This window comes from Chitinophaga rupis, assembly GCF_900109685.1.
GTDB classification, from domain to species: domain Bacteria; phylum Bacteroidota; class Bacteroidia; order Chitinophagales; family Chitinophagaceae; genus Chitinophaga; species Chitinophaga rupis.
On the sequence record NZ_FOBB01000002.1, the window covers coordinates 825,499 to 842,794 of the forward strand.

General features: G+C 47.5%; 14 protein-coding genes. 4 read left to right on the plus strand and 10 right to left on the minus strand.

What is annotated here, in order from left to right:
• Positions 1 to 121 precede the first annotated feature (121 nt).
• The 3 genes from BMZ54_RS10445 to BMZ54_RS10455 all read right to left on the minus strand — a co-directional run bounded on the left by BMZ54_RS10445 (position 122) and on the right by BMZ54_RS10455 (position 3,962).
• The gene (locus tag BMZ54_RS10445) at positions 122 to 1,792 is read right to left on the minus strand and encodes an RICIN domain-containing protein (RefSeq protein ID WP_089910273.1); all 1,671 of its coding nucleotides are present in this window, start codon (positions 1,790 to 1,792) and stop codon (positions 122 to 124) included.
• A gap of 75 nt (positions 1,793 to 1,867) precedes the next feature.
• Entirely contained in the window at positions 1,868 to 2,857 is a 990-nt protein-coding gene (locus BMZ54_RS10450) for a helix-turn-helix domain-containing protein (protein WP_238386546.1), read from the minus strand.
• 40 nt (positions 2,858 to 2,897) lie between these two features.
• On the minus strand, positions 2,898 to 3,962 hold the full coding sequence (locus BMZ54_RS10455; protein WP_089910276.1) for an acyl-CoA thioester hydrolase/BAAT C-terminal domain-containing protein: 1,065 nt from the start codon (positions 3,960 to 3,962) through the stop codon (positions 2,898 to 2,900).
• 188 nt (positions 3,963 to 4,150) lie between these two features.
• On the opposite strand from BMZ54_RS10455, the gene BMZ54_RS10460 reads away from it, so the two are divergent.
• Positions 4,151 to 5,227 (plus strand): DUF2652 domain-containing protein, encoded by a 1,077-nt coding sequence (locus tag BMZ54_RS10460; RefSeq protein WP_089911905.1) that lies wholly within the window; start codon positions 4,151 to 4,153, stop codon positions 5,225 to 5,227.
• Between the two features lie 74 nt (positions 5,228 to 5,301).
• The gene (locus BMZ54_RS10465; RefSeq protein WP_089911908.1) at positions 5,302 to 5,991 is read left to right on the plus strand and encodes a flavin reductase family protein; all 690 of its coding nucleotides are present in this window, start codon (positions 5,302 to 5,304) and stop codon (positions 5,989 to 5,991) included.
• Here BMZ54_RS10465 and BMZ54_RS10470 read toward each other — a convergent pair.
• Positions 5,965 to 7,488 carry a lipase maturation factor family protein gene (locus BMZ54_RS10470; protein ID WP_089910279.1) on the minus strand — a complete coding sequence of 508 codons (1,524 nt, stop codon included), beginning with the start codon at positions 7,486 to 7,488 and terminating at the stop codon, positions 5,965 to 5,967. The genes BMZ54_RS10465 and BMZ54_RS10470 overlap by 27 nt on opposite strands.
• A gap of 235 nt (positions 7,489 to 7,723) precedes the next feature.
• Between BMZ54_RS10470 and BMZ54_RS10475 the strand changes: the two genes are divergently transcribed.
• Entirely contained in the window at positions 7,724 to 10,111 is a 2,388-nt protein-coding gene (locus BMZ54_RS10475; RefSeq protein WP_089910282.1) for an ABC transporter permease, read from the plus strand.
• 93 nt (positions 10,112 to 10,204) lie between these two features.
• On the opposite strand, the gene BMZ54_RS10480 is transcribed toward BMZ54_RS10475, so the two are convergent.
• The 4 genes from BMZ54_RS10480 to BMZ54_RS10495 all read right to left on the minus strand — a co-directional run bounded on the left by BMZ54_RS10480 (position 10,205) and on the right by BMZ54_RS10495 (position 13,813).
• Positions 10,205 to 11,254 (minus strand): MlaD family protein, encoded by a 1,050-nt coding sequence (locus BMZ54_RS10480; RefSeq protein WP_089910285.1) that lies wholly within the window; start codon positions 11,252 to 11,254, stop codon positions 10,205 to 10,207.
• A gap of 3 nt (positions 11,255 to 11,257) precedes the next feature.
• Positions 11,258 to 12,031 (minus strand): ABC transporter ATP-binding protein, encoded by a 774-nt coding sequence (locus BMZ54_RS10485; protein WP_089910288.1) that lies wholly within the window; start codon positions 12,029 to 12,031, stop codon positions 11,258 to 11,260.
• Between the two features lie 4 nt (positions 12,032 to 12,035).
• Positions 12,036 to 12,827: an MlaE family ABC transporter permease gene (locus tag BMZ54_RS10490; protein ID WP_089910291.1), complete on the minus strand. Its 792-nt coding sequence runs from the start codon at positions 12,825 to 12,827 to the stop codon at positions 12,036 to 12,038.
• Positions 12,828 to 13,123: 296 nt separating this feature from the next.
• On the minus strand, positions 13,124 to 13,813 hold the full coding sequence (locus BMZ54_RS10495; protein ID WP_089910294.1) for a hypothetical protein: 690 nt from the start codon (positions 13,811 to 13,813) through the stop codon (positions 13,124 to 13,126).
• A gap of 95 nt (positions 13,814 to 13,908) precedes the next feature.
• Between BMZ54_RS10495 and bla the strand changes: the two genes are divergently transcribed.
• A complete protein-coding gene (gene bla, locus BMZ54_RS10500) occupies positions 13,909 to 14,805 on the plus strand; it encodes a class A beta-lactamase, subclass A2 (protein WP_089910303.1) in 897 nt (298 codons plus the stop codon).
• On the opposite strand, the gene BMZ54_RS10505 is transcribed toward bla, so the two are convergent.
• Both BMZ54_RS10505 and BMZ54_RS10510 read right to left on the minus strand, forming a co-directional pair.
• Positions 14,781 to 16,160 (minus strand): serine hydrolase domain-containing protein, encoded by a 1,380-nt coding sequence (locus BMZ54_RS10505; RefSeq protein WP_089910306.1) that lies wholly within the window; start codon positions 16,158 to 16,160, stop codon positions 14,781 to 14,783. The two genes, bla and BMZ54_RS10505, sit on opposite strands and share 25 nt — an antisense overlap.
• Before the next feature lie 214 nt (positions 16,161 to 16,374).
• Positions 16,375 to 16,926, minus strand: a complete 552-nt coding sequence (locus tag BMZ54_RS10510) for a DinB family protein (protein WP_089910309.1) — start codon at positions 16,924 to 16,926, stop codon at positions 16,375 to 16,377.
• Positions 16,927 to 17,296 lie beyond the last annotated feature (370 nt).

The window sequence follows — 17,296 nt, forward strand, 5'->3', positions numbered from 1 at the left end:
TGTTTACAATTATTCGTTGTTGACAATACAAAGGTCTATGATACACGCACCCTAAAAGTGCAAATATTACACTATTAGGTACAAAATTCTAAGGTAGGCCAAAAGCTAAAAGCTTAATGCATTACAACCCAATCTTCCCATAAGGCACCCTTATGCCTTTCACTCTATAAAAATAGGGGTCCAGGTAGCCATCTACACAATCTTCCACCCCGCAGGCAGAGAAGTTCAGGCAGTAGGTTACCAGCAGCTCATTACGTCCGTTCACAGATTCAGGATGTATTGCCGGGGTATAATACCGGGCATAATTACCATACAAATATTCTTTAATGGTGTACACCTGTTTACGAACGCTGAACGGGCCCGTGGGGCTGGTGGCAGTGGCTGTATAAATATTACGGCTGTTATCACAGTTAAAGCCCTGGTCCATGGTTACCATTACATACTTCCCATTTACATAGGCAACAGCAGCGGTGCCCAGCGCATCGGTAATGCGTGCGCCGTCGCCGGTAACAGGGCTGCTAACCCAGGCTGCGCCGTTCCAGAACGTCCATGATTGCGGGTTGCTTACGGGGAAGCGGGCCACATGTACATTGTTCGTATAACCAAAACCGGTAGCCTGTGCGCCAAAAACATATACATAGCCATCCGCTGCTTTTACCATGCCCGAGGAATAGTTGATAGCGTTTTGCCCCGACATACCCGCCGGTGTGGTACGTTTTACCTGCCATTTGGTGCCGGTGTTTTCTGTAAGATCATATAACGACTGATCGCTGAGGCTTAAGCCGGAACCTTCCCCGCACTGGATGTATACATGGTTACCGATTTCTACCCCCGGGCCGGGCCATGCAAAGCTATTACCGGGCTGAATGTCGCATATTTGTTTAGGACGCCCCTGTGCGCTGGAATCCCGGGTCATATTGGGAGTGGAAGCGGCATCCCAGTTGCCGGCAGACGGTTGTATCAGGATAGAATTGCCATAGCTGAAAAAAGAATTGCAGCTGAATTTACCATTGGGCTGCAGGGATGCGCCATCCCAGGCATCCTGGGTTACCCATAACACTTTGCCATTGCTCAATGGAATGCTGGTGCCTTCATCAAAAGCTACTGATCCCATGGAGCTGCTGTTCCGGTTAAAGAAGCGTACTACCCGGTCGTCCCGGTAAGTATCGGCCTCCCGGGCGGTTAAGATCCATTGCTGGTTAGTGCCGGTACCGGCCGTTTCCTGGGTAATAGGAGTGCCATCGGTGGTGGATGATCCTGCATTGGTAAGAGCCATACCGCTGCCTTTATTAATAATACGGAAGGCGCCTGTAGTAGCCGCAGGCTCAATGCTCCAGAGCTGCTCATCGCTCAGCAGCGGAAACTCAAAGTATTGCTGCAGCTGCGTACCGGATACTTTTGAGCCGCCCGGCACATCCAGCAGCTTACCACTGAATACATTGCGGATATGATAATACCGGGTATTATTTACCGTGGTTTTGTAAATAATATGCCAGCGTTGCCAGCCATCAATTACGCCATCTGAAACAGAGCTGGCGTATTGGGTGATTTTACGCTGATCGTCATACTTTTCATTGTAGGTAGGGAAGCCGGTAACTTCCATGTACTTGCCCCCGGCTACGCAGGAAAAGGTGTAAATGGTGTAATCCGTAATGTCGGCATTAACAGCGGTGGCGGAAACTGCGGATAGCTTTTGGTTAACGGAGCGTTCAGCGGCGCTCTCATTATTTTTTCCGCAGCTGCAGCATAACAGGCAGGCATATATGCCTGCAAACAGGGCGTGGGTTTTCATAACGGGAATTTTTAAATGATTAATAAATTCAATCCGTTAGTAATATAATAGTTTAGCTGATTAGCAAAAATAATTCTAGGATGCCGGTTGCCCGAATTGTTTTCGGTACAGAACAGGGGAGAGGTCGGTATATTTCTTAAAGTAGTTACTGAAATGGGTGCTCTCCGCAAAGCCCAGCTGGTAGGCGATTTCCTTAATAGGCGTGGCGGAATGCTGCAGCAGGGATTTGGCTTCTGCAATGGTTTTTTCCGTGATCCAGGTGCTGATGGTTTTGCCTGTTTTAGTTTTAATAACGTTACTTAAATAGTTGGGGTGCAGGTGCTGGGCATCTGCATAGTCCTGTACACGGAACACCTTTTCCGTTTTGCCGTTACGCAGGTCGCGGTAGTGCTGTTCCAGCATTCGTTTAAAATCCTTTACGATCTGTGAGCTGCGGTTACCCTCATAAATAGGGTTATAATCTTCCCAGAAATATTCCTTCACCTTTAATAAGATCACCACAAACAGGTTGCCGATGATCCTGTTCTTATAGGGCGAATCAGACAGGTAGGCCTGCTCCACCTGTAGATACAGCTGCTCAAACTCCGCATAGATCTCCGGGCCTACAACCCGCGGTTGTACGGTTTCTGACAGCAGGAAAGAAAACTCCTCAAAAATGCGCGGGTGCACATTCTCTTTCAGGAAGCTTTCGCTCAGCGTTACCAGGTACACTTCTCCCAGCCGTTCCCAGTAATGTGATTTATAATGACCGGGATTGGTGAAGTAGATCATGTTAGGCTCCGTCTTAAATACATGATCGTCGGTGGTGTACTGGCCATTGGCATCCTTAACAAAAACAAAGGAAAAGAAGTTAGGTTTATATACTTCCGACTGAAAAGGCAGGTTGGTAAGAACACCCTTCAGGCTATGAATATTAAACTGCGTATGCTCGTTCAGGTTACCCAGGGGCAAGCCCTGCGCTACGTACTGATCATATAACGTATTATAGATAATGATCGGTGCTGTTTGCTTATGCTGTGGCATGGGTGTAGGCTGATTATTGGCAAAATACGCCGGTTTTCCCATTTTTACAATTGGGATTTCACACATTATCAGGACAAAAATGCTATTGTCCTAACCACTTCAGGATTTTCGCCAGGTAGTAATCTCCATGATTTATCACTTTGCCATTTTCAGTGCTGTTAAGATAGTGATCGCAGCCAACGCATGGGGAATAAGTTAAATTTGTTTTGCCAAGCCTGATGAAATCAAGCTCCACATAATCTAAGCCATAAACAGGTGAGCTGCTGTCTGCCGTGCCTGCAATCATGAAAATAGGTATGTTTAGCTTTCGTAGTTCTTCGAAAGGCGGATTTTTGCCAAAGCTTGCCCATCTTTTATAAGAATGACCCGCATATTCCATTGTTGTATTTTCCGGATGCCGGTAAATTTCTTTAATCTCTTTTAAGTTAGCCTCAATGCTATCCTGGGCTTGTTGCTGCGTTATTTCACCTTTTGCCGCCTTAATCCTCCAGGCCATAATCTCATCATAGAACTGGTTTAACCCACTTCCAACAATCGATACAACATGTGTAACTCTTTTATCAGCAACTGCTAACGCAGGCACTACCTGTCCTCCTTCAGAATAGCCGTACGCTACGATCCTGGTGCCGTCCCAGAAGTTGTGTTGCAGCATATAGGTTAAAACCCTCTTCGTTGCCTTAACACGCCAATCCAGGCTCAGTCTCGCCGTATATTCTTTAGAATATTTATAGTTTTGAATTAAAGAATGCTGGTCATAATGTTTTATGTCATCATTCGTATTGATGGTGTCGCAAAATGGGGTCCCTGGCTTTCCCAATATGATATAATGGAAGTTCTTTTTTGTCGCTGCTATAACGGAAGCGTTAAAAGTATTGGACAGGGTGCTAAATCCCTTTCCTTTTATATAAATACACAAGGGCAGCCCTCCGCTGCCGTTAACTTCAATGAATAAAGGCGCCCTTTTCTTAATATTTTCTGTGTCAACATAAAATCGTATTAAACCCAGTTTGGGGTCTTTAAGTGTAATCTCTTTTAATCCATTATCTTTCGGTGTTAATGGCTGCGCTTTTAGATTATTTGGGAAATAAGTAAAAAATAGAATAACCGGAAGGAGCGGTTTTAGGAATGATACGTCACTGACTTTCATTTAGAGTTAATTGAAGCTTTATCCTTTAGATGTTTTTATAGCCGTTTAAATTAATAAAATTATTTGGTTAACAAATGATAGGGAATGTGGTGCAGTACCTGCCTTGCACCGCAAGTCCTCCCAAACTTTTCAAGCACCCAAAACCCTTTCGCCACAAAAAAACTATTTATACTAACTTTAAAAGAAAAATGGAAAACAAAGGGCTGCTATTTATTCCGGATATAAGCGGCTTCACCCGGTTTGTCACCGAAACGGAAATTGAACACAGCCGTTATATCATCCAGGACCTCCTGGAGATCCTCATCAACGCCAACCAGGTAGGACTGGAAATTTCTGAAATAGAAGGAGACGCCATCCTGTTCTATAAATTCGGCGCACCGCTACAGCTGGAAGCTATTTACAAGCAGGTAGAGCGGATGTTCTGCGAGTTTCACCGCCACCTCATTGCTTATGAATACCGCCGTTTATGCCAGTGCAAAGCCTGCGTATCCGCCGTTAGCCTGTCCCTGAAAGTAATTACCCATTACGGGGAATTTACCAGCTATAACGTTAAGAACTTCAGTAAGCTCATTGGAAAGGATATTATTGTTGCCCACCAGCTATTGAAGAACGATATTGAACAGCATGAATACTGGCTGGTAACCGACAGCCTGCTGCCCGGCGCACCACCCACGGGTTTGGCAGAATGGATGCAATGGAGCCAGAGCGCCAAACAAACGGAAACGGGCAGCATCCCATTCCATTACACACAGCTAAGCTATCTGAAGGACCAGATCCCGCCAGACTACCCGGCCAGCCCGGAGCTGGCGCAGCAGGTAAAAACGGTGGCTGTCAGCAAGGTTTATCATACTAATATTAAGAACCTGTTCTACACCGCCTGTCACCCGGAGTTCCGTCATCGCTGGCAAAAAGGAATAAAAGCCGTACATGATGTAGACCATAAGCTACCCGGCATCGGCAACCGGTACCGTTATGAGCTGGAAAAAGGCGAGCGTATGGTATACGTTAGCAGCTTTGCCTATAACCCGGATGAAAGTATTGTGCTCACTGAAACCGATGCAAATAAAAAAAGCTCCCTTCATTTCTTTATGGAAAAGATGGATGAGCATACCACCCGTTTCACGCTGTCTTACTACATACGCAAAGATCCCCTGAGCCGGCTGTTATTTACGCTCAGCAAAAAAGCCCGGCTGGAAAAAGACCTGCAGGCATCCCTGGCAGCGCTGGAGCCGCTGTTGCAGGAAATAGAAGTACCGCCGTTCTAAGACATTCCGCAAGAACCGGGTTTTCCCGACCGAGGTGCACCACTACATTTGTAGGGTAAACAAAACAAATGTATATGCACCTCAGCACAGATCCCGCTATTTTATACTTCGGCACACCGGTAGTTTTGATCAGCACCCAGAATGAAGACGGCAGCGCCAACCTGGCGCCTATGTCCTCTGCCTTCTGGCTGGGATGGCGTTGTATACTGGGTTTGGCCGCGCCATCCAAAACTACGCAGAACATTATACGAACCGGGGAATGCGTGTTAAACCTTCCCTCCGTACAGCAGGTAGCTGCGGTGAACCGGCTGGCCCGTACCACGGGCAGCAATCCTGTGCCGGAGGGCAAGCTGAAAAAGGGTTACCGTTATGAACCCGCCAAATTTGAAACCGCCGGCCTTACACCCATCGCTTCCGAAACCATAGCACCACCCCGCGTGCTGGAATGCCCCGTGCATATAGAAGCCAAAGTAGCAGCCGTACATGGTGTAGGCGATGATGAACCGTTGCAAAAAGGACGTATTGTAACCATTGAGCTACGCATACAGCGTGTACACATTCATGATAGTATCTTAATGGAGGGCACTACCAACCGTGTAGACCCGGATAAATGGCGCCCGCTCATCATGAGCTTCCAGCAGTTCTATGGGTTAGGGGAGCAGGTGCATGATTCCACCCTGGCGCAGATCCCTGAAGCGTTGTACCGTAGCGCTGATATTGATAAGGCGAAGTCTTTATCATTCCATCCATCCCTGTCCCTTTAAAAATGCGATCAGCCGCGGATCTTCTACAGACAACGCCGGTATCCATTCACCCACACGCTCGCGGTTCCACCAAAGGCCGCCGGCATTGCCAGGCCTGGCAAAACTATAGCGGTATAACACGGCGCGGATAAACCTGGGCGGCTTAACAGGAAAGGGATTGCTGGCAAATAAGCTTACAGCGCCTGGATTGTTATGCAGCAGCTTCCATACCAGGTGTAACGTCCACGGATACTCGTTTGGCGATGACATGGCAGCAAACCACATTTGCCAGTCCAGGCGCAGCTGGTAGGGCGCTATTTGTGGCGGCTGTTTATTAAGTGCTACCGGCAGGCCTTTGTAGATGTAGGGCTTCCAGCTGGCTTTATCATCGGGATACTCGTCGGTAGTACCTTCAAATACCACATTCAAACGCTCCTGGCCCACTGATCCAAAGGCCCCATAGGTATTTACCAGCGCAAGCGGATCGTAAGAGCTGTTCATCACCTGCCCGGGCGACAGCAGGTTCAGGGCCGGCTGAATACTGAGCAGTGCAACAACGGCAGTAACGATCCATGTAGTAACGGACATGGGTTTGGATGTTACGGCCCTGGCGGCGGCAGCTTCCGCTTTACGCACCAGCACCCGGGGCAGGATCTTTGACCAGAAGCCATCATCAAAACAAGCCAGTGCAGGAATAATAGTAAGCCAGTTTAAGAAAGAAAGGTTGCCGCTGAGTATAATATTCACCTGGAATAAAACGATCACTACCCCGGCAATATGCCGGGCTATGCGTGGCCCGAATACAAACAGGGGCGCGGCAATTTCTGCCAGCCAGTTAAGCCATACGCCCATCTTTAGCGCAGCATGCGGCAGAAAATGAAACCAGCGGCTTAAGGGACCCGGAATGGGTTGTGTTTCAAAATGATGGTAGAGCGCTGTGCCATTGCGCCATATTTCATCGCCCCGGAACTTGATCAGCCCCGATCCCAGCATAATACGGCAAATGAGCCAGCGGAATAAAATGAGAACAGGCAGGGGAGGCGCCGTACGCGGAAAGGGGCGCAGGTCAAGCAGCGGGCAAAGAAAAATGGAGAGAAAGCCGGTTTCAGCAAGCTGGATCTCCCAGCCATATCCATACCATTCCTGCCCTACATGCACAATGGAAAGATAAAAGGCCCACAGCAGGGCAAGCAGGATGGCATTTGCGTAACCGGCTGCTACTATGCAGGAAAGTATGAACCCCGCCCAGGCCACTGTTAACAGCGCAGTATTAGAATGCCAGTACCAGAAAATGGAAGGCAGGTGCCGGAAGCCTGCGCTGCTTGATCCAAATGCAGCGCTTACCCGGTCCAGGTAATGGTTCAGGGGCAGCAATCCGTCAGTGCCAATTAAAGGAACAAGCTGGTTAATGGCCACCAGGAAAGCTACCGCATAAACCAACCCAAGCATACGAAGTATAACAAAGCGTGTAAGCCAATAGCTGGTAGCAGAGGGAACGATGCTGTTTTCACTATCCATAGCCTGCTGTTGTTAAATGTTATATCAATTTATAGAAATAATCCCGGAAATGCATTAAGCGTTTAGCGTTAAGCATTCGGCGTTAAGCATGTATAATTACCGGACAGCCCTTGTCCGATAATGAACAATCCTTTTCTTCCGCCTTCATATAAATGCCTGATTCATAGCTAACTAGCTTTCAGGCATTTTTTTTGGATTTCCAGCCAGCATTTCCCTTTACTCATATAACACCGCTATGCTTAACACTTACCTGAAGATTGCGCTGCGTTACCTGCGTAAGAACAAAACACATGCATTTATTAACATCGGCGGGCTGTCAGTAGGTATGGCAGTAGCCATGCTCATCGGTTTATGGGTGTGGAACGAGCTTTCTTTTAATAAGTACCATCAGAACTATAACCGCATTGCGCAGGTAATGCAGCAGAAAACGCTGGATGGTAAGGTAAGCACAGGCGGGGTAATTCCCATGCCGCTGAATGCCGCCATGCGTGAAAGCTATGGCAGCGATTTTAAGTACATCGTTATGTCAACCCTCACCTGGGATCATATTTTATCCGCCGGTGATAATAAGATCACTTATGCCGGTAATTATATCAGTGCAGATGCCCCTGAAATGTTTTCCCTCCGCATGCTTAAAGGCACGCGTAACGCATTAAAAGGCCCTTCCTCTATGCTGCTTTCCCAAACCGTGGCAAAAGCTTTGTTTGGTGATGCAGACCCCATGGGCAAAGTAGTGAAGCTGGATAATAAGGTTACTTTTTTGGTAGGCGGTGTGTATGAAGATCTGCCCCGCAACACCACGCTGCACGATGTAGCTTTTATGGCGCCCTGGGATTATTTCGCCACTTCGGAAGACTGGATCGTGAACAGGGCTGCTGCTGACTGGAACGACGATTTCCTGCAAATGTATGTGCAGGTAGCAGATCATGCAGATCTGGCAAAGGTATCGGCCAAAATAAGGAACATCAAAGCAGAAAGGGCAGGGCGGGCCAATGCGCTGGCCAAGCCGGAGCTTTTCCTGCAGCCTATGTCCAGATGGCACCTGTATATGGAGTTTAAAGATGGGGTGAACGTAGGCGGCGCCATACAATACGTGTGGCTTTTCGGCATTATTGGCATTGCAGTGCTATTGCTGGCTTGTATTAATTTTATGAACCTGCAAACCGCGCGCTCCGAAAAACGGGCAAAAGAAGTAGGCATCCGCAAAGCCATTGGTTCTTTCAGGGCGCAGCTTATTTATCAGTTCTATTGTGAATCCATGTTAACGGCTATTCTGGCCTTTGTACTGGCTCTGCTGCTGGTAGTGCTGGTTTTACCATTCTTTAATAATATAGCGGATAAGGATATGCATATCTTATGGAGCAGTCCCTGGTTCTGGGGCAGCTGCATTGGATTCGCTCTGTTAACCGGTTTGCTGGCCGGCAGCTATCCGGCTTTATACCTTTCCTCTTTTCAGCCGGTAAAAGTATTAAAAGGTACTTTCAGGGCCGGCCGCCTGGCTGCCATACCGCGTAAGGTGCTGGTGGTAGTGCAGTTTGCAGTGTCGGTGATATTGATCATCGGTACTATCATGGTATTTAAGCAGATCCGTTTTGCACAGAACCGCCCGGTGGGCTATAGCCGTGAGGGGTTGATCACCATAGAAACTGCAACCAACGATCTGCATAACCATTTTGAAGCCGTACGCGCCGATCTGCTGAGATCCGGTGCTATAACAGCCGTATCAGAATCATCCAGCCCCGCTACCGGCGTTAATAACTACCGTGGGGGCCTGGAATGGAAAGGAAAAGATCCGGCTATGACAGATAATTTTGCCAACATCCGCGTAACCTCTGAGTATGGCAAAACCATAGGCTGGCAGTTTGCAGCAGGCCGTGATTTTTCCAGGCAGCTGCTCACGGATTCCACTTCGCTGATCGTTAACGAAGCCGCCGTAAAATACATGGGGCTGAATGATCCGGTAGGGGAGATCGTGCGGTTCAGGAACAGGGATTACCACATTATTGGTGTAATTAAGGATATGGTTATGCAGTCGCCCTACGAACCCGTGAAACAAACTATTTTTTATATAACCCCTGAGGATTTCGGGTATGTGAATTTCCGTATCAGCCCTAACGTAAGCGCACATACGGCGGTTGATAAAATAGCCGCTGTTTGCAAAACCTATGCACCCGCAATGCCTTTTACCTACAAGTTTGCCGATGAGCAGTATGCCCGCAAGTTCAATGCAGAAGAGCGCATTGGCAAGCTGGCTACCTGCTTTGCCATCCTGGCCATTTTTATCAGCTGCCTGGGGCTGTTTGGTATGGCCGCTTTTATGGCAGAGCAGCGTTTCAAGGAAATAGGCGTGCGCAAGGTAATGGGCGCCTCTGTATTTAATTTATGGAGCCTTTTAAGTAAGGATTTTGTAGTGCTGGTGATGATTGCCTTTTGTATAGCGGTACCCGTAGCCTATTATGGTATGAGCGCCTGGCTGCAGCATTACCAGTACCGCGCGCCAATGTCGTGGTGGATCTTTGCCGTTACCGGCCTGGGAGCCATTGCCATAACCCTGTTAACCGTCAGCTACCAGGGTATTAAGGCCGCGTTAATGAACCCCGTAAAGAGTTTAAGATTGGAATGATCACGGTGTAATCTCAATACAACATTTCATAAAAAAAGGGATGTATCACATCTGATACATCCCCTATATTAATTCTTAATTCTTCATTATTAATTACTGTCCCAGCGCCTTCAAACTATCTTTTCTCGCCTGTTCTGCCTTTTTCTCCAGCTCTTTCTGCTCTTTCTTCTTCTGTTTCTCCTGCCGGCGGAAATAACCGCGCAGTAAAAAGTTATGCCGTACAGCTTCCATATTGGTATCCAGCTTGCCGGTGCTGTTGGCCAGGTTCTTTAGGGTCAGCTGCAGGTCGTGCGCGGCGCTGTCATCGTTCAGCAGCACACCTGCCGGTGATTCACTGCTGTTTAGCTTAGTGCTGATGCTGTTGCTGGCGCTCTGCAGGTTGGACACTACATCATTAGCCCTGCGGGAAATGGTATCCAGGCCGGTAGCGGTATTACGCAGGCGTTGAAATATAACCGTATCCGTTACCAGGTCATTAGCCAGTGTGCCCGGGTTTTGCAGTTTTGCCGTATAGCCGGCCAGGTTACTGGTAAGGCGCTGCGCATTGTTAGCGCTGGTGCCCAGCTTGGCCATGGTAGTGTTCAGGTTATCGTACACGGTGCTGTCGTTCAGCAGCTTACCCAGGGTGCCGTGACCTTCGGAGAGCTGCTGGGCCAGTTTGGCCAGGCTGCCGGTTATCTGCACCAGGTTCTTATTGTTCACCTGCAGGGTATCCAGTATTTCATCTGTGCTGATGCTGGATGCCACGCCAATCACATCCCCATCCTCAATTACCGGCGTACGGCCGCTGCCGCCGCTTAGCGCAATGATCTTGTTACCCACCAGACCATCGGTGCTTACCTTGGCTTTTACATCCTTATGAATAAACTGGCGGGAGTTCTTGTCAATATTCATCAGCACTTCGATCTGGTCATGCTGTATGAAGGAGATCTTTTTGATCATACCTACTTTTACGCCGGAATACCAAACGTTATTGCCTTTGGCAAGACCGCCCACATCATGGAAAATTGCTTTTACTTCTACAGATGACATAAAGGATTTCCGTTGTCCGCCCAGTACCAGTACGGCCAGGGCAAAGATCAGCAGGCCCAGGAAGCTGAATATACCTACTTTAACGGCTCTTGATCTGCTAGTTTCTTTCATAAGCTATTGTATAAAGTTATAATCGTAAAATTCACGTATCAGCTCATCATTGTCGCTGAATACTTCTTCAAAACTGCCCTCTTTAATGAACCGGCCTTCCTTCATAACGGCAATTTTATCGCCCGTGGCTTTTGCACAGGCCAGGTCGTGCGTAATAATAATGGAGCTGGTCTTGAACCGTTTCTGCACTTCGTTGATCAGGTTATTGATATCTGTGCAGGTGATCGGATCCAGCCCGGCGGTGGGTTCATCATATAGCATGATCTCCGGCCGCAATATCAGGGTACGTCCTATGCCGATGCGTTTGCGCTGCCCGCCGGACAGCTCCGCCGGCATCTGGTTTATTGTTTGCGAAAGGCCCACAGCTTCCAGCACTGTGGCAATACGTTCATCCCTTTCCCGTTTGCTCATATGCGGCATATTACGCCTCAGAGGGAACGCGAGATTTTCGCCCACCGTCATACTATCATACAAAGCCCCGTTCTGAAAGCAAAAACCAATTTTCAGGCGCAGATCCCGCAGCTCATCATGTTTAAGGGTTTCCACTTCCAGGCCCAGCACATTCACCGTACCCGAATCCGGATAGAGCAACGCAGAAATGATCTTTATCAAAACTGATTTACCAGTACCGGAACGGCCCAGCACTACAATGTTCTCGCCCCGGTGCAGGTCCAGGTTAACGCCCCGCAGCACATGGTTCTGTCCAAAAGATTTATACAGGTCCCTGATAGAGATCACCGTTTCATCCCAGTGTATTTCCGGCGTAAATGGTTTCATATAGCTAGCGTAACATATTTATTACCTGAACAATAATGATCTCTTCTATAAATATCAGGAACATGGATATTACCACGCTCACATTAGCCGCTTTACCCACACCCTGCGTACCCTGCGTGGCATGATAGCCCTGGTAGCAGCTCACAATTCCAATGGTAAAGCCGTAGAACAGCGTTTTAATGAACGAGGAGAAAAAATCCAGGAACGAAATTTTCTCAAATGCATTCTGAACAAAGATGGCCAGGCTGGTTTGCTCATTCAGGTGAATATCCAAGTAGGATCCGGTCATGGCCACCAGGCCCGTATAGGCCATTAACAGCGGCACACAGAGCATACAGGCCATTACCCGGGTTACCACCAGGTATTTAAAAGGATTGATGGCCGATACCTCCATGGCATCGATCTGCTCCGTTACTTTCATGGAAGCCAGCTCCGCGCCAATGCTGGAACCCACCTTACCCGCACAGATCAGGGCAGTAACCAACGGCGCCAAAGCGCGTATTACCGCAATGGAGATCAGCGATGGCAGCCAGGAGGTAGCCCCAAACTCCGCCAGCGATGGCCTGGATTGTTTGGTGAACACCAGCCCCGTTATAAACCCGGTGAGCGTGATCAGCAGCAATGATTTATTCCCTATATAATAACACTGCCGTACAAACTCCCGCCCTTCATAGGGAGGCGTGAACATCTCCTTAAAAAACCGGAGTACGAACTTGAGTATGTCATAAAAATTCAGGAAAAACTTATCAATGCCCTTGGTAATAACCGGTTGCTCTGATCGTTCAGTGGACCCCATAGCTGGTATTTATCTATTAATAATTGGCCATTTATCATATGCACAAGCCCTTTCCGCTGGTTTCTTAACCCGCTACGCGGTACTGTTAAACAAACAACATTCCAGAAACAGAATGTTGTAAAACCGCGCTGAGCAGATAAGTTTATTAATAACCAGGTTGTAATATAAGCATATAGGAGGTAAAGACTTGTACAATATGTGGAGTATAATCCCGGTTCATAGCCGGACATAAGATAATAATGATTTAACAGGGGTTACTTATAATGAGTTTGAGTTATATGATGATGAGGTGCTACTTAATCCAATAATGACCTTTCTACCTGGTCAACAAAAACATTGGAATATACAATTTGGTTGAAGCGTTTCATGACTAACCTGCATTTTGCAGGAATATCTCCCTTATATCGTATAACCTTGGCAAGAATGATCTCATCTGGGTTAAGAATAACATAGCGCTGGCTGGTTCCGCAAATATCCATCTCGCTGGGCATTTTCTCTATTTTAACCCATATCCCTCTTTTGTTTTGAACCTCCCTGTATAAATAAGCCAGGGAAAGATCTTTTCCAAGCCAAAGAGCCGTGTCGGATACATTATGTATGCACAACAGGTAGGCATGCGTGTTCAGAATAGAATCCCTGTCATTGCCATATGTTCCTTCAATACAGGTTTTAACAGAGGTATCTACATGCATGGTCATCTTTTCTGGTGAAAAGAACCTGACACTGGTATCCCACAACCGATCTTTTGGCAGCTTATTCTTCCAGGGCAGATACCTATCACCAATACCTATGGTATCCTGTATTTTACCAATATAGTAGATGGGGTATCCACCGTCGTCTTTATCGTATTGCCGGTAGGTTGCCGGCTCCTGGTAAATGGTATCCAGCAATGTAAAATGTTGAAAATTATAGATATTTATTGTCCTGGGAAATTTGGTGCACCCTGAAATGAACATGATCAATAAACCTGCAATTATAATCTTCATGATATAGAGATGCAGAAAGAGGGAAATTACATAAGCACAAGTTTAAAAGCCGGATGAATTAATTTTTTTACCTTCAACACCTCATAAACTTTACCATGCCATTACGCGTATTCATTCTCCTGATTTTTATCGCTTTCTCTTGCACCACCCATGCCCAGCTGCCCGCGCTCCGGCAGAAAATGGAAGCCATTATTGCCGGAAAACAAGCACACATCGGCATTTCTATGCTGGCCATAGAAGATAAGGACACCCTTTCCATTAATGCCGCTCACCATTACCCCATGCAAAGCGTATTTAAATTTCACCTGGCATTGCTGGTATTGCACAAAGCTGACCAGGGCAAGCTGTCCCTCAGCCAACGCATTCACATCAAACAATCATCGCTTGCAAAAAAATCCTGGAGCCCCTTGCGGGACGAGCACACCGCACCTGAATTTGATCTTACCATAAAGGAGCTGTTAAGCTATACCGTATCCCAGAGCGATAATAACGGCTGTGATATTTTATTTGGCTTAGTGGGCGGACCGGCAGCCCTGAACAATTACATACACGCCCTGGGGGTTAAAGACATTAATATTGTGGCTAATGAAGCACAAATGCACGCTGCCTGGGATGTGCAGTATAATAACTGGACTACCCCCATCGCAGCTACGCAGCTGCTGCAAAAGTTTCAGACCGGGAATATCCTTTCTGAGAACAGTAAAGCATTACTCTGGCAGCTCATGGCTACTGGCGTTAAAAGCAACCGCCTGAAAGGCCTGTTACCTGCTGATACAGATGTAGCTCACAAATCCGGCACCTCCGATACCAACGATCAGCACCTTACCGCCGCATTCAACGACATAGGTATTATTACCCTGCCCAATGGAAAACATATAGCCATGGCCGTATTTGTATCTGATTCAAAGGAAGATGAAGCCACTAATCAGCGTATTATTTCAGAGATAGCCAAAGCAGCCTGGGATCATTATTCCTTTACCCACATGAACTGATCCAGGTTCAGGATCATTTTCTGCGAAACCGCATTTGTAATAAAATCGTACCCCAGGCTGAATGAGGTGCCGGGAACCTTTACCTGGAAATGGTTATCGCCCGTAGGCGTCAAAGGCACATTACCCAGCTCCGCCAGGTAAGTGGAATACAGCTGACCGTTCCTTATACTAATATCAAGACTACCAGCACCACCTGCCAGCTTGTAAGTACCTGTATATTTACGCAGGTCTGTATCCGCTTTTTTATTGAAAACCGGTGTTAGCAGCTGGCTAAATATTGCATTTATCCGGTTAAACTCAAAGTCGCTTACGTTGGTTAGTATTACCCAGCCCAGTTTTAACGCCGGGCTAAAAAAGACCTCGCAACGGTAACCCAGCATTGCGCCTTCATGCATCACAAAAGGGTAGGCGGGTTTCCAGCCAATATTAAAGGCCCGCATCATGGCCTTATCCGTAGCCGGTAATATTTGATTGGCCGCCGCATCATCCCGGAACTGGAAGCTGATGTACTTCGCCAGGTCCCTGGCTGTTGAATAAACGCCGCCTGCCGGCATAGCAGAATTCGGCACAAACACCGGTGTCCGGGTCACTGATTTCGTACTATCGTTATAATGATAGCCGGCAGCCACTTTTGGGTTATCAGCATCCTGCAAAAAGCCGCTGCTGCGCATACCCAGGGGTTGCATAATATGCTGTTTCACATAGGTAGTATAGGCTGTTTTAGCGGCCCTTTCCAATGCAAAACCCAGCATGCTGTAACCCAGGTTAGAATAATGCCGGTCGCTATACGACAGCAGATCATATGCCGGGTATTCTGTTGTAATAAAGGGTAAAGACTGCAGCATGGCCTGTCGGGTGCTGGCAATAATAGCAGTGTCTTTTGATGCCCCCATTATCCACCGGTCTATACTTTGCATAAAAGCAAGATCGGCCTGGGTGTTGCGGGGCAGGCCGCTTGTGTGCGTAGCCAGCTGCAGCAGGGTAGCAGCATGCTTGTATTCCGGCAGGTATTTACGCACATCATCATCCAGCCGTACCACCTGTTTGGCTTTCAGTTGCATAAGCATAGTAGCGGTAAATGTTTTGCTTACGGATAGTATCGGGTACTTTGTATCAATGGTGGAGGGTATTTTATTTTCCACATCCACATAACCCAGGGCTTCGCTATAAATAATGTCCTGGTCATGTATAACGGCTACGGCTATACCGGGCGAATGGTACCGGTCCATAAAGCCTGCTACATTTATTTTCAGCTGGGTGCGTATTGAATCGGGGAGTATACCCTGGGCTTTACAGCACATTGTTATAAAGCCCATCATAACGGTAATGATAACAGTAAGGAGTAAGTGTCGCATACACCTACTTCAGCAAGATGGTGCCAAAGTGAAAAGTGATTGATCCTCAATGTAATATTGCGCTACATATGTCCGGAAATGCACAGCTGGTGTCCACTAAGGAACGCTGAATGCTGAACGCTGAACGCCGAACGCTTCCTACATTTTGCCCCATGCTAAATGCTAAATACTGAACGCAAAACGCAAAGTACAAAACGCAATCAGCGTTCAGCATTCAGCCTTCCGCTTTATGCTTTATGCTTTGCGCTTTATGCTTTACACTCTCCGCCACATGCTCATAAATATTCCTCAGCTGCCGTATATGCCTTTTCGCATGCGCTACGCCAAAGCAAACCCATTCCAGCCGGGTAAGCGGGCCTACCTGCGGAAAGTCAAATTCAGCATAGGTCATAGACAGGTCCTGCGTTTGGATGGCCTTCTCCGTGCGGCTAACCGTGGCTTCCATTGCATGCAGCAGGTTTTGTTTATCGTACTCTTTTGCCTCCGGCAATACAAAATCCGGTGATTGCAGCTTAGTGGTAAAGTCCAGGAAAATACCTTCAATGATGGCTTTCTTTTCATCGGGCGCCCGCTGCGTAGGTACGCCTGGCCCGTCTACAGCATCAGCAATAGTGCCTTGTAATAAATGTTGTCCTACCTGTGCGGCCGTCCAGCTGCCTTCAAACGGCACGGTATTCAGCTGCTCCTGTGAAAAGGCCGACAGGAGCTGTAACAGCTCTCTGTATGTGCTTGTATATTCCTGGTAAGCTGCCTGATTGTTGATCATAGTTGTAAGTTTTAGTTTGGATGATGATGCAAACTTACAATGCGCAAGCAAACCGGAAGGGGTTAAAATACGACATTTAAAGGGGGGATTATGACATGGAGGTATAGGGCTTCATTGTGCGTAATCGCTTGCAGGTCCAAACGAAGGACCTTGCCCGCCGCCACCGGCTTGATAAAGCTCCATAGTATTACAGCGTTGATATGTCTTTCTCCGCATCATAGCCATTCAAACAGGCGGGCGCAGTCCGTAGTTGGAGCTGCAAGCAATCGCACAAAACCTCACCTAACAACCGCACAAAACTCTCCCGGGCAATCGCATAAATCGCTGCGGGCAATCGCCCAAAAACTAGGCGGCAACCGCACAAAAGCAA

Bases quoted from the DNA above. Each gene is read 5' to 3' on its own strand.
- BMZ54_RS10445 (WP_089910273.1), bottom strand. From the start codon at position 1,792: ATGAAAACCCACGCCCTGTTTGCAGGCATATATGCCTGCCTGTTATGC.
- BMZ54_RS10450 (WP_238386546.1), bottom strand. From the start codon at position 2,857: ATGGGAAAACCGGCGTATTTTGCCAATAATCAGCCTACACCCATGCCA.
- BMZ54_RS10455 (WP_089910276.1), bottom strand. From the start codon at position 3,962: ATGAAAGTCAGTGACGTATCATTCCTAAAACCGCTCCTTCCGGTTATT.
- BMZ54_RS10460 (WP_089911905.1), top strand. From the start codon at position 4,151: ATGGAAAACAAAGGGCTGCTATTTATTCCGGATATAAGCGGCTTCACC.
- BMZ54_RS10465 (WP_089911908.1), top strand. From the start codon at position 5,302: ATGCACCTCAGCACAGATCCCGCTATTTTATACTTCGGCACACCGGTA.
- BMZ54_RS10470 (WP_089910279.1), bottom strand. From the start codon at position 7,488: ATGGATAGTGAAAACAGCATCGTTCCCTCTGCTACCAGCTATTGGCTT.
- BMZ54_RS10475 (WP_089910282.1), top strand. From the start codon at position 7,724: ATGCTTAACACTTACCTGAAGATTGCGCTGCGTTACCTGCGTAAGAAC.
- BMZ54_RS10480 (WP_089910285.1), bottom strand. From the start codon at position 11,254: ATGAAAGAAACTAGCAGATCAAGAGCCGTTAAAGTAGGTATATTCAGC.
- BMZ54_RS10485 (WP_089910288.1), bottom strand. From the start codon at position 12,031: ATGAAACCATTTACGCCGGAAATACACTGGGATGAAACGGTGATCTCT.
- BMZ54_RS10490 (WP_089910291.1), bottom strand. From the start codon at position 12,827: ATGGGGTCCACTGAACGATCAGAGCAACCGGTTATTACCAAGGGCATT.
- BMZ54_RS10495 (WP_089910294.1), bottom strand. From the start codon at position 13,813: ATGAAGATTATAATTGCAGGTTTATTGATCATGTTCATTTCAGGGTGC.
- bla (WP_089910303.1), top strand. From the start codon at position 13,909: ATGCCATTACGCGTATTCATTCTCCTGATTTTTATCGCTTTCTCTTGC.
- BMZ54_RS10505 (WP_089910306.1), bottom strand. From the start codon at position 16,160: ATGCGACACTTACTCCTTACTGTTATCATTACCGTTATGATGGGCTTT.
- BMZ54_RS10510 (WP_089910309.1), bottom strand. From the start codon at position 16,926: ATGATCAACAATCAGGCAGCTTACCAGGAATATACAAGCACATACAGA.